We start from the raw sequence: 12097 nt of genomic DNA on the forward strand, positions 1-12097 counted from the left end.
CAAGCAGAGCAGACATGTCTCAAAAATAGTATCAAGTAAGCTCAGTTGCTATCAGCCTTGCTCTAGATAGTCCACTTGCCCAGGAGTTAATCTTACATCAAGTGCTTCCATGGCTTCTTCAACCTGCTCCACCGAACTGCTTCCGATAATCGGCACAACGGGAAAGGGTTGACTGATTAAATAGCCAAGCACAACAGATGAGATGGAAATGTTCATTTGTCGTGATACTTCCATTACGCGTTCCATCCGTCCTCGGTTAACTTCATTATAGTAACTGTTTTTTACCGCATCCTTAAGGGATTCAATACCTCCGGCATGCAGTTTCTGAAAGAAACCCTTTGCTTGAGAAGTAAAGGCGAACATGCTGAGCCCTGTCTCTTTATAAAATTCCAATCCATCCTTATCCATGTTGACTGTTGTTGGATCAGAACCTGAATCTTCGTTTAGCTCTGCCAAGCTCCACTGGATCTGACTCGCAACAAAGCTGCGCAGTTCATGATTGCTGGCATATTCTGCAGCAGCCCGAATCCGGTTAGGTCGCCAGTTAGAACAGCCAAAATAGCGGATTTTACCAGTGTTAACCAATTCATTCATTGTGTTGAGAATCCCATCAACCGGAAGGCTCTCATCATCACGATGAAGCCAATACAGATCAATAGTATCCACTCCCAGACAGTTCAAGCTCTCCTCGACATCGGATATAATATCCTGTTCCCCCAGACGTGACACCTGCATCGTTGACATATCCGGATGGGCTCCTTTAGTAGAAATCAGAACATCCTTCCGAAGACCTCTGTCTCCCAGCCATCTCCCTACTGTGATTTCACTTTTCCCATGACCGTCAGGTAACCAATCGGCATAAACCCGCGCTGTGTCAATCCAGGTGCCTCCACCTTCGACAAACCGATCCATGATCTGAAAAGAACGTTCCATAGTGATAGCGCTTCCGAATTCGGCTGTGCCCAGCGCCAATGGCGCAAATCGTAGATTTGACCCTGGCATATCAGTAAGCTTCATATGAGTTTTCCACCTATTCTGTTGAGAGTTATAAACTTCTTGTATAGCCATAATATAGCCTTTCAGGTGAAATATCCATGCGTCATTCGGCTCTTCCTTACTCGGTTCTCACCTTTTTTTTATTACCTATTTACATGACCCAATGAATTAGTGTACTATTGCATTAATACATTAGGTCAAAGGGGATGAATGGAATGAGAGCATGGGCAGCATTATTAAAAAAAGATTTTAAATTGACAAGAACCATTTTTTTCGTCGGACTCGTCATTAATTTATTGTTTGTAATGTTGACGATGTATGTGGGGAAGATAGCAGATAATACATTGCTTATGTTCATCCCCTTAGGAGTTGCTATTGTTTTTCATATTTTCTATATTCCGATGATGGTATTTATCAGTTTGAAAACAGAGGCAAATCAGCTACACTTATGGCTGCATAATCCCCAACCGGCTTCTAGATTGCTACTTAGTAAAATAGTAAACGGGCTGATTATGGTAATAATTTCATTATTAATGTTGTATGTAATGTCTGGATTGCTGATCGAACCCAAATCCAGCTTCATAGAACCGTATTGGGCTGATATTTGGACCTCGGGATTATTAATATTCCCCCATATAATTATACTTTCTGCAATGATCGGCGTTTGCGTATTATTTCTTTGGTCGCTATTTCAATTTTACAAATTTAGAATCGGACGTTGGAGCTGGTTAGTAGTGATTGGGGCTATTGTCATACCCAATTGGGTAACATCCCTATTCGAATCCACTAGCCTATATCGTTTAGGTACCAACTGGGGGGGCATCACATATAATTTCCCTTCTTTTTCAATAGCCCCTATACAAATATATACAGGAGAATATCTTTATAACTTCGTTATTATCATTGGATTATTTATTCTGACCGCATGGATTATTGACAACAAAGTTGAGGTGTAACGATGGATGAATTTAATGCTTCTAAGCCAATTTATCTGCAATTAGCAGATCGAATCAGTCGACAGATTGTAAGCAAAGAATTGAAAGCAGGTGAGAAGCTTCCTTCTGTCCGTGATATGGGGATAAAATATAGTGTTAATCCCAATACAATTCAGCGTACTTACAGTGAGTTGGAGCGTGAGGGTATTCTGGAAACGAAAAGAGGTCAGGGTACATTTGTTACGGAACAGGAAGAACGGTTGGTGGAGCAACGTGTTCAATTGCAACATGAGCAGATTCAATTATTCGTCCAAGTCATGCAGGAAATGGGATGCAGCTCACAAGAGATCATCTCAGGACTTAAAGACTATTTGAACAAATTTGATCTAGGAGATGAGTAGCTTGATTCAAATGACTAATGTTTCGAAAAAATATATGAACCATTCCGCTCTTCACGAGATTTCATTAACGTTGCCCATAGGTAAAATCATTGGCATCGTCGGTGAGAACGGTAGTGGGAAATCCACCATATTAAAACTCATTTCCGGACTATCGTATCCCACGAGTGGGACTGTTACCGTAAATGGAGTGACTGCCAATCGAAGAATAAGCAAAGTCGTCTCTTATTTATCGGAACTTGATTCATTTTATTATATATTCACAGTAAACCAAGCTATGGATTTCCAGGCTTCACAATTCCCCGACTTTAACCTTTCTAAAGCAGGAGAAATCATGAAGTTTATGCAGCTGGAACCTCAGATGAAAATCAAAGATCTCTCCAAAGGAAATCGTGCTCGTTTAAAAATCATGCTTACATTAGCGAGAGAAGTCCCTTATATTCTGATGGATGAACCCTTGTCCGGACTTGACCCGATGGTGCGAGAATCTATCGTGAAAGGAATGATTTCTTATATTGACTTGGAATCTCAGACATTAATCATGACGAGCCATGAGATTGCGGAAATTGAGCCCTTACTAGACTGCTTCATTGCGATCAAAGGCGGAGCATTACTTAAAATGATTGATGTGGAGAAATTACATGAATCAGAGGGGCAAGGCATCACAAGTTGGATGAAGAAGAACTATGTCTAATTTATATCTTTTCAAACAAAGGAGACAACCCAATGAATTTCTCACTTAAAATAAGCTCTAAAATTGTTGGAGTGCTATTTATAGTTGCGGGGGTGGCGTCAGTCATAGGTCTTCTTTTATACGATCCTATCTTAAATGGTCCCGATTACCTGATTAGAGGTTCTGAACATGCCAATAAGGTAAGGCTGGGAGCGATTTTCGAGTTGATTACTGTCGTTACTGTAGTTGGTACTGCAACAACAATGTTTCCAATTCTAAGAAAATATAATGAAACTATTGCACTATGGCATCTTTGCTTCAGGTTTCTTGAAGCGATTGCCATTACTGTGGGTATAATCAGTGTACTGTCCTTATTGACCTTAAGCCAGAAATTTGTATCTGCAGGAGCCCTGGATATCGCCTCTTTTCAAGCTTCAGGTACATTATTAAAAGCAATACACGACTGGACCTTTCTGCTTGGCCCCAATTTTATGCTGGGCATAAATACGATGATGTGCAGCTACTTACTCTATAGATCAAAACTGATTCCCCGATTTATATCCGTCATGGGTCTTTCCGGTGCAACACTCATTTTTATTGCATCCATCTTAGAAATGTTCGGTATCATTTTACAGCTTTCAATATGGGGAGCCGTGTTGGCCATACCGATAGCCTTGTATGAAATGACTCTAGCAGTATGGCTTATCGTAAAAGGATTCAATGTATCTGCAATCTCTTATGGGAAAGGAAACAGTTATGGACAATAACGCAACTATTTACACTGAAACGAATCAACTTGTGCTAAGACAGTTTTGTCTTACAGATATAGAGTCATTTTATTTATATCGTTCTAGGCCCGACATTGCGAGGTTCCAATCATGGGATAACTACCAACACGATCAGGCTGTAGCTTTTATAAACAAGCAGATTGAAGCCTCTCCTAATATACCTGGAGCTTGGCTCCAATACGCAGTAGCTTTAAAGACTACGAACCAATTAATTGGTGATTGTGCTGTTCATACTTTAGAAACCGTGCCAGATATTGTGGAGATTGGTTTTACTATTGCTCCTGAATATCAGGGGAAAGGATATGCCACTGAAGCTGTAACCGGATTGTTAGGTTATTTATTTGAGATACTTCATAAACATAAAGTAATTGCGTATAGCAACGTTGAAAATGAGTCATCTATCCGTTTATTAGAGCGTGTTGGCATGAGAAGAGAAGGTTATTTATTGCAAAATTATAGGTCTAAGGGAATATGGGTAGATGAATATCTTTACGCTATTCTTCAACAAGAATGGAAGCATTCATTAGAACATCAGAACCTTTCAATTTAACGATAACCTTGCCTTTTGCTCTTCCTGTTTCTACATTTCAGGCTTAATTTTCTCTTGCTCTATTAGTTGCATGATCAGCATTGGGCAATCTGGATACGGATACTATTTTCCTATAAAGCTTTATGATTGAAAAAGATTTGTCGAGAGATTCACCTCAAATTACTTATATGAGTGAATGCAAAGGATTGACTTCTATCATTATTTAAATAAAAATAGACTAATACAATATCGAGGAGGCGGTCCCATTGATAACCACGAATAAACGGACAAATTATAGAAGGATAACGCCTACTCGTCCATAAACTGCGTGTTTCCTTCAAGATGAGGGCACCCCATGCAAAAATATCAAATTTCTAAAATGCAAGACTTTTCGAATCCTCAAATTGAGCAAATTCGTTGGTTAGAACATCTATGCAAGATATCCGACAACTCAAGTTTAAGAGTAGGTATAGAAAGCCTTAAGGAGATAGATGGAGATAAGGCCTTCCTGTGCCAAATTGATAATCAGTTAATCGGTTTTCTCAGTTGGTATACTTCGGATGGTATGGAAGCTAATATCAACGGCATGGTACACCCGGACTTTCGTCGCAAGGGGATATTTCACGGTTTACTGAAACATGCAGCATCAGATATGCAAATCCATGACATTCAAACTCGCCGCTTTAGGATACCTTCAAATTCCAAACCAGGTATTGATTGTATAAAGCATTTAGGGGCTAACTTAACAACCTCTGAATTCTCGATGATTCTGAATCGGTTACAAACTGTTGGTCCACTTCGCTCTAACCTAGTATTACGTTTAGAAGAAGCTCAGGATTTAGAATTCATGATTACATGTTCATCACAAGCCTTTGGCGATTCAGAATTTTGGACTAGGAATTATTTTGCGCGTACAAGAGAAGCCGAACGGGTTAACTACATTGCTTTGAGTAGTATGACTCCGGTTGGCATGATCAGAGTTAATTATGTTCAGGCGGATACTGCTGTTATTCATAATTTTTGTGTACTTCCATCATACCAAGGCAGAGGTTACGGCCGTGAAATTCTTTCTGGGATCGTTAAACTCTTGCTAGATCAGAACTGTTCTCAGATTCGCCTTGGCGTAGTCACTCAAAATAGACGTGCGTTAAACCTATATGAGTCGATAGGATTTGAGATATCTGCTGAGTCACATTATTATGTGTCCTCCGTTAAATAATTTAAAGCCCTTCCCGTTATGGGAAAGGCTTTTCTATTGGGCCGCTCCCCCTCATCTCAAACCATGCGTCAAACCAAATAATGGGGTCAGTTGAACATCTAATTTATCAGCAATAAGAGTATAGAACTCAGGAAAACTTGGGTCTTGAGCATTCCTTATCTCTTCAAATGTGCGGATACATAACCCTTCGGCGGCCACTGAAGTTATAATATCACCTACTGTCCAACTCCGCGTCAAAACCTTGCCTAATTCGGATCGTTCTTCTTCGGGAAGTAGCTGGGCAAACGCAATTTCTCTTTCTTTGATATTATCATCAAAATAAATCCCTGTTGGATCCTGTAAATTTATAGTTTTCATCCACGTCCTGGCAAAAGGATGAAAGTCCGTTAACATCAACCGACCATTTGAACCTAACCTTCTGCTGACCACAGAAAAAATGGACCTTAAATCCGTAAAGTAATGCAAAATCCCAAACTCCATCAATACTATATCAAATTTTCCGAGATTTTCTTCATTGGGGATATTTAACACATCTGAACAGATATAATTCAGTTTAACACCGGCCGCCGTCGCAACTTCGTTAGCGTACAAGCGATTTTCTTCTGAAATATCTACCACAGTAACATCAGCACCCAACAAAGCTAAACAAATCACTTTCCTACCGTGCGAACCAAGCAGGTTAAGTACTTTCTTTCCTGATGGATTACCCATGTACTTCAACCAATAACGCAAAGGGTGTCTAGGGTCCATCTGTAATTTTTGAGCTAGTTCATTAGGTGTTCCATGATGTCGTACCCAAGCCTGATACGCTTTCGTTTCCCATGCAGCCTTATTCACACGTGCTAGTTGTTCTTGCATATAGTCCCCCTAGAAAAATATGGTAGTTTCCACTTGTCTAAGTTTACAAACAGTGGACTGAATTTTCAATGGTTTTAACTGTTTAAGAGAAATGTACTAGTTCCCGAAAAAAATATTGCTAATCCCTCACATCCTATGGTATTATAAATTTCGTTGCAGGACGGTAGCTCAGCGGGAGAGCACTATCTTGACAGGGTAGGGGTCATGGGTTCGAATCCCATCCGTCCTATTGAAAAAAGCCTTGATTATCAAGGCTTTTTTTACTTTTTATGGACAGAAGATAGGTTTGAACGTCCTTCTTCCCTCCTCCAGCTATTACTAAAAAATGGTCTGCTGTCTTTGAACATTCCTTTATGGCACAATATCCGTACTAATCTTTTTCAAAACTTCTAATTTCATTTTTCTTCTTTTCCATACGCACATTTCATCAAATTGCTTTTTCCTATTTGATTTTCTCGTTAGAAACAAGAGTGGATAGGCAGTCGATTTTATCTACTTCCGCACAGGCCTGATATACTTAAAATGCCGTTCTGGATTAAAATAAAAGTAAATTATTCTACCGGGGGAAGTATCAAAGCAGTAACCCGTGCCTGCAAAATCAAAAGTTGCCATTACCTTTTCAATCTTTTCCTCCACACTACGATTTTCCTGCTCATAATCGAATGGCCCATGTTCAAAAACAATATACTCGGCTTCGGGAACATCTATCATTAGCATTTGTGGTGGTACTTCGTCTTTATAATCAAAAGGAAGTCGTACACCATAACACTCTGTACGTGGAATACCCCAATCGCAGAGTCTGCCGTTCGGGTCATTCATGTACGCCATAATCTGACCGTTGCCGCTGTTAGATTCACTCCCACCATCGTCATCTAATTTGCCCTTGATACTATCGAGTAAGCCGCAAATGGTTTCGCAGTCCTGTCCCGGAATAAGACTTTGCTTTTGCCAAAAATCCCAATACCCATTACTCTCATAGTTTTTAATGTGCAAAAATTTGTGAGCGGGAACGGTTACAAAATAAATTTTAACATCATCTGTAGATCTCATCATCCCAATCTCTCCCAATCCTAAAAAGTAGCGGTCGAAAGGGTTTATTTTTGTACGAAGAACGACAGGCTTAGGCTTTTTCCGGTACTCACTTGGAGTTATACCATATGTTCCCTTAAAAGCTCTGGTAAAAGCTTCATGTGACGAAAAACCATAATCAAAAGCAATATCTAAAAGGATTTTTTCACTATCCCGAACTTCTTTTAGTGCAAAGGCTAATTTTCTATGCCGCAGATAATCCCTAAATTGCATACCCGATATTTCTTTGAATTTTTTCGTTGTATGAAATTCGGAATAGCCCAGCCTGTGGGAAAGAAAGCGTAGTGTCAAGGCTTCGTCATTATAATTTTTAATATGTTTGTCAATTTCATCAACGATTATTTGAATTTGTTTCTGCCACTCGTACATTCGTCTATTCACCCCGTTTCGATCACCCTACATTTATTTTAAAGAAATAGAGGGATTACTGCTTGATTTCACTTGCTGTTATTTCATTTTCTCTTCTAAACAAAAATCATCTTTTCAATTTTCCAGCCACCTGTAAAAACGCCGCTATCTCATAGGCTACTTTCTTGTATCTGTATCGAATTCATCCAGAGCGTCACTTCTCTTTCTGTTTTTCGTAGCATCCAGTATTTATTCAATCCTTTGATCCAACTCCGTAGTAACAGCCTTCAATCTAAAGTACACGTTATTTCTCGTCTCTAATATGATTTCATTTCTGTGATTGATGTATAACCCCTAAATCGTCAATTTTCCCCATACCTGCGCCACTTATCAAACGACAAAACTTCCCGAAAAGCACCCCTATACCAATCCCGTATTTTTGCATAAACTAAATAACTGGAGGCGATTGTTAATGAGATTTGAAACTGATTTACTTGTACGACAGCACACGTCCTACATGTCTCAGCCAGAGAATGCAGCCGAAGCACGCAAATTTGAAACTCTGGTTGATCATATGTTTCATTATTTTTTCAAGGTGTTGGGAATGACTGAAGCAGAAGCTAGAGCAGTTATAGATGATTTTGAATCCAGCTTTTCTAAAGTCCCCTATGAAGTTTTTTGCTTAAATAATTAGATATTGGCTATGGCTACCGATGCCAGGTTATTTGGTAGATCGGTAGCCATAGACTATAAAGACTGTAAATGTTATATATGCCGCCATTTCTTAGAAATGTGAAATAATAACACGCAGTAACTTTTTTCAGACTGGATGTGTATCTTGGCTCGTTTTTGATCTCGACTTTGAAGTCCGTATCGCAAACATAACAAGTAACGTCGTGCTCACTGGCCCCCATTAAAGCCCCTTCATTGGCGGTTCTAGGCGAACTTCTGGCAATCCATTTCCGCTAAAAATATTCGTATGACCTGAACGAAACGTTATTATTCAAAATGGATGAATTTCTGTTATAGTAACTTTACATAGGAGGTGCTATTTATGATAAAAAAAGATGAACAATTTATTGAAGTGGCTATTAAAATGGCTTTAAAGGCTAGAGAAGAGGGAAATGAACCATTCGGTGCTATCCTGGTAAAAAATAACAAAATTGTAATGTATGGAGAAAATAAAATAAATAGTAATTGTGATCCTACACACCATGCTGAAATTGGACTTATACGTACTTTTTGCTCTGAAAACAACATTTTTGATCTTAATGAATATACTTTGTATACCAGCTGTGAACCTTGCGTAATGTGTACAGGCGCTATGGTATGGTCTAATTTAGGAAAAATAGTCTATAGTGTGTCACATGATCAACTAGCAGAAATTGCAGGCAGTAATATAATGATCTCATGCAAAGAAGTTATCGAAAAAAGTCCAAATAAGCCAGTCGTAATAGAAAAAGTATTAAATGTCGAAGGGCTAAAAGTATTCGATGGTTACACATTCTCCCATTAAATACTCATCTACTCTTTAACACTACTACGTGTGATGTATGCCGCCTCTGCCCTCTCTCGGGGGCTGGATGGTGCCTCGCTACAACTCCACAAGCAACTCATAGGACCAAAAGGAAGGACAGCCTGTAGTGTCCGTTTGCATTTGGGTGTCTCCCAAGCATTCAGAGACACATGTTGTACCGTCCGTGTTGGTGGTTGTCCACATATTCCAGTAGCAAATCTTTGCAGGAGCAACATCTATTCCAGTTGGGGACCTGCGTGGCTGCGATGCGCGCAAACACTTCTTCAATGTTTGATATCTCTGTCATTCACCGCTGTAGTCTCTCGGTGGCTTAGGGTTATCACAATACTTGCATTTAGGGTGCATCGTTTATCCCTCCCTGGGCCGATGCCCTCAAAATACCTGCAGCTTGTATGATTGCTGTCCGCTGCCACCAAAGGGGTCAAGCCCCCCTCGCATTCTTTCTAAAAGTCCCGAGGCTTTCATGTCTTAAGTATAGTTTTCATTCAGTCCGTCTTAGCTCCTCTTTAGGATCAGTCAATATTCTAATGCATATAAATTAGTCTTTAACATTGCTAGGCTTCTCACTGGGGGGTATAAAGTATTTACTAGGAACATGGGGCTTAGATCCAGCAATTTTCATTTCAATTCGGTGGGTAGACTGGAGCAAGGCTCCAAAACCAATAAAAAATAGTCCGATGGATAAAGCTCCTATTGCTAAACTTAAAACAGAAAATATAGTTCCGCCGTCCATTCCTATAGGGATACAAAAAATAAGTCCAAGTGCAATTACACAACTACCGAAATATTTAAGAATATCATTTATCATTGGTTTCCTCCTTCTTGCTTTTCAGTACTTCTATTTAACCTTCTGTATCACAAAAGCATAAGGATTAATAATATCTTCCTTACTGTTATAAAGAACTGGACCAGATTGCTTATTCCAACATCAACGCCGCTCCAACTCGAAGTCTCTGGCTTATCAAGTCCGTATTGTTGAATTAGCCTATCTTTTGTTTCTCTATCAATCACGGCCCCATTATCAGCTTCAACATATCCGGGTTGTATACATAGCAGACATAAGACACACAAAACCATGAGTATGGCTAAATATTTTTTCTTCATTAGGATTCTCCTGTTTAGTTATTATTAATAACCCCACCATATTAATCTGTTATTTGTAGATCCTGTGATCAAGTAAATAAACATTACGAATACTTCCATCTTCATTAAAAAATGCTGTAAACAAATATGTATTTTCTTTATATTTTTGATCAGCGGTTTTTAGAAATTCATTACTCAGCAATTTTTTATCTTCTAAATTATACATATAGTCTAGGGATCCTTCAGGTGTTTCAATCGCGTATTTTTCTCCGAATAACTCTATGATATTTTGTTTACTCATTCCAACTTCAACTCCTCTTGAAGTCTTATAAAATCCATGAGAGTCTTCACTCAAAGCAAACCCTACTACCTTCTCTTTACTATACATTACTATAACTCCATTTTTGTAAATTACAGAGGCTAAATAAGATTCCTCTCCCTCACCAAGAATTTTTTCTACTTCCTTACGTGTCATTCCGTAATGTATCTTTGCGTTTACATCGTCTACTTTTTGAAATGCAAAATCTTTCTCAGAAAAGGTATCTGGTTTAAATCCAGAACTACATCCCATTAAAGAAATTATCAATATTGTCAAAATTAATGCTCTTAATCTCATGCAACCGTCCTACTCCCTATCTGATATGATCCTAAATAAAAGTTGCTTATAATCGTTTAAGTTAACCGAAGAGTTGTTTACTTTTTGCTTAGCTATTTTTAGGCCGTTTAATATTTCTTCTTCCAAATTCCCTTATCTTAAGAACTTACAGAGTTCCCGGAAATATCCCACTCATAATGTGCATAATTACCGAGCTGGCTAGGAATGCTTGTAGCCGTAGCTAGTGAGCAAAAATATAACCCCACCATGTTCAGTAGGGTTAATACAATTTATCTTCCACCTGTAAAAGGATTGATCTCATTAGTTAGGTCTCTCCCAGCTTTCTTTTCTTCTGCAGATATACGTTTTCCAACGGCAATATAGGACCACACCATAGGGCCAGCAACTACAATGATAAATCCGATCACAAAAAGAAATCTCATGATTATCATCTCCATTCTCACCTTCACAATACCATATTTTCCCTTATAAAAAAAGAGGTGTTACATACTCGCGTCTACATCAAACATATGCTAAGTTCTATTTAGCATATAGAACCGAGGTGCTTGAAATGAAGAAAGCTGTTATATGGACACTCATTGCAGTCGTTCTCATTCTCTCTTTTTATTATGTTGGCTTAAGCTTTCTTTGGATGTCTTGATGAATAAGCAATCGTACTCTGGGGAACACAAGTGGAACCTGTAACTCATTATTTCGTATAATTGATTAACACCACATTAATACTATAATGGTTAAAATCCCCTAAAGGAGCAAACATCAATGAAATGGGTTAGCTTTTTACTTGTGGCATTATCTGTCCTTAGTTTGGGTGGTCTATTCGGATTTTCTCTCTTTACTGTACTCACAGGCATGGTGGGTGGTTTTATGGCTTCATTTGCTATTGTTGCTTACCTCCATGCAATAAAGCGCGATTATCCTAATGATGCTCATGAAAATCAGTATATCAAGTATGGTTCAAATTTTTCTAATATGTAAAAGATAACCCCCGCCATACATATTAACGGGTTCTCTTTTCGGGTGCGAAAACT

At 38.8% G+C, this 12097-nt stretch carries 16 protein-coding genes and 1 tRNA gene; 10 read left to right on the forward strand and 7 right to left on the reverse strand.

What is annotated here, in order from left to right:
- Positions 1-51: 51 nt before the first annotated feature.
- Entirely contained in the window at positions 52-1017 is a 966-nt protein-coding gene (locus tag GJB61_RS05970; RefSeq protein ID WP_195724250.1) for an aldo/keto reductase, read from the reverse strand.
- Positions 1018-1211: 194 nt separating this feature from the next.
- On the opposite strand from GJB61_RS05970, the gene GJB61_RS05975 reads away from it, so the two are divergent.
- The 6 genes from GJB61_RS05975 to GJB61_RS06000 all read left to right on the forward strand — a co-directional run bounded on the left by GJB61_RS05975 (position 1212) and on the right by GJB61_RS06000 (position 5538).
- On the forward strand, positions 1212-1952 hold the full coding sequence (locus GJB61_RS05975; RefSeq protein ID WP_154117556.1) for a hypothetical protein: 741 nt from the start codon (positions 1212-1214) through the stop codon (positions 1950-1952).
- Positions 1953-1954: 2 nt separating this feature from the next.
- Positions 1955-2332: a GntR family transcriptional regulator gene (locus tag GJB61_RS05980; protein WP_154117557.1), complete on the forward strand. Its 378-nt coding sequence runs from the start codon at positions 1955-1957 to the stop codon at positions 2330-2332.
- A gap of 10 nt (positions 2333-2342) precedes the next feature.
- Positions 2343-3023 carry an ATP-binding cassette domain-containing protein gene (locus GJB61_RS05985; RefSeq protein ID WP_338115722.1) on the forward strand — a complete coding sequence of 227 codons (681 nt, stop codon included), beginning with the start codon at positions 2343-2345 and terminating at the stop codon, positions 3021-3023.
- Positions 2999-3769 (forward strand): DUF4386 domain-containing protein, encoded by a 771-nt coding sequence (locus GJB61_RS05990; protein WP_229521500.1) that lies wholly within the window; start codon positions 2999-3001, stop codon positions 3767-3769. Before GJB61_RS05985 ends, GJB61_RS05990 begins: the two co-directional genes overlap by 25 nt.
- Positions 3759-4340 carry a GNAT family N-acetyltransferase gene (locus tag GJB61_RS05995; RefSeq protein WP_154117560.1) on the forward strand — a complete coding sequence of 194 codons (582 nt, stop codon included), beginning with the start codon at positions 3759-3761 and terminating at the stop codon, positions 4338-4340. The genes GJB61_RS05990 and GJB61_RS05995 overlap by 11 nt, the downstream gene beginning before the upstream one ends.
- A gap of 334 nt (positions 4341-4674) precedes the next feature.
- Complete coding sequence (locus tag GJB61_RS06000) at positions 4675-5538, forward strand: GNAT family N-acetyltransferase (RefSeq protein ID WP_154117561.1); 864 nt, start codon at positions 4675-4677, stop codon at positions 5536-5538.
- 51 nt (positions 5539-5589) lie between these two features.
- Here GJB61_RS06000 and GJB61_RS06005 read toward each other — a convergent pair whose 3' ends face one another.
- Positions 5590-6396 carry a class I SAM-dependent methyltransferase gene (locus GJB61_RS06005; protein WP_154117562.1) on the reverse strand — a complete coding sequence of 269 codons (807 nt, stop codon included), beginning with the start codon at positions 6394-6396 and terminating at the stop codon, positions 5590-5592.
- A gap of 157 nt (positions 6397-6553) precedes the next feature.
- Here GJB61_RS06005 and GJB61_RS06010 point away from each other — a divergent pair.
- Positions 6554-6625: transfer RNA gene (locus GJB61_RS06010), tRNA-Val, on the forward strand.
- A 263-nt stretch (positions 6626-6888) separates the two neighbouring features.
- On the opposite strand, the gene GJB61_RS06015 is transcribed toward GJB61_RS06010, so the two are convergent.
- Positions 6889-7854, reverse strand: coding sequence for a helix-turn-helix transcriptional regulator (locus GJB61_RS06015; protein WP_154117563.1), 966 nt, complete (start codon positions 7852-7854; stop codon positions 6889-6891).
- Between the two features lie 451 nt (positions 7855-8305).
- On the opposite strand from GJB61_RS06015, the gene GJB61_RS06020 reads away from it, so the two are divergent.
- On the forward strand, positions 8306-8527 hold the full coding sequence (locus GJB61_RS06020; RefSeq protein WP_154117564.1) for a hypothetical protein: 222 nt from the start codon (positions 8306-8308) through the stop codon (positions 8525-8527).
- Between the two features lie 360 nt (positions 8528-8887).
- Positions 8888-9349 (forward strand): nucleoside deaminase, encoded by a 462-nt coding sequence (locus tag GJB61_RS06025; RefSeq protein ID WP_154117565.1) that lies wholly within the window; start codon positions 8888-8890, stop codon positions 9347-9349.
- Positions 9350-9908: 559 nt separating this feature from the next.
- Here GJB61_RS06025 and GJB61_RS06030 read toward each other — a convergent pair.
- The 4 genes from GJB61_RS06030 to GJB61_RS31110 all read right to left on the reverse strand — a co-directional run bounded on the left by GJB61_RS06030 (position 9909) and on the right by GJB61_RS31110 (position 11506).
- Complete coding sequence (locus GJB61_RS06030; RefSeq protein WP_154117566.1) at positions 9909-10178, reverse strand: hypothetical protein; 270 nt, start codon at positions 10176-10178, stop codon at positions 9909-9911.
- A 47-nt stretch (positions 10179-10225) separates the two neighbouring features.
- Positions 10226-10474 (reverse strand): hypothetical protein, encoded by a 249-nt coding sequence (locus tag GJB61_RS06035; RefSeq protein ID WP_154117567.1) that lies wholly within the window; start codon positions 10472-10474, stop codon positions 10226-10228.
- 49 nt (positions 10475-10523) lie between these two features.
- The gene (locus GJB61_RS06040) at positions 10524-11069 is read right to left on the reverse strand and encodes a hypothetical protein (RefSeq protein ID WP_154117568.1); all 546 of its coding nucleotides are present in this window, start codon (positions 11067-11069) and stop codon (positions 10524-10526) included.
- Between the two features lie 269 nt (positions 11070-11338).
- Positions 11339-11506, reverse strand: a complete 168-nt coding sequence (locus GJB61_RS31110; RefSeq protein ID WP_229521501.1) for a hypothetical protein — start codon at positions 11504-11506, stop codon at positions 11339-11341.
- 322 nt (positions 11507-11828) lie between these two features.
- On the opposite strand from GJB61_RS31110, the gene GJB61_RS06045 reads away from it, so the two are divergent.
- On the forward strand, positions 11829-12044 hold the full coding sequence (locus GJB61_RS06045) for a hypothetical protein (RefSeq protein ID WP_154117569.1): 216 nt from the start codon (positions 11829-11831) through the stop codon (positions 12042-12044).
- The last annotated feature ends 53 nt before the right edge of the window (positions 12045-12097 follow it).

The sequence above is a fragment of the Paenibacillus monticola genome (assembly GCF_009664975.1).
GTDB classification, from domain to species: Bacteria; Bacillota; Bacilli; order Paenibacillales; family Paenibacillaceae; genus Paenibacillus_AQ; species Paenibacillus_AQ monticola.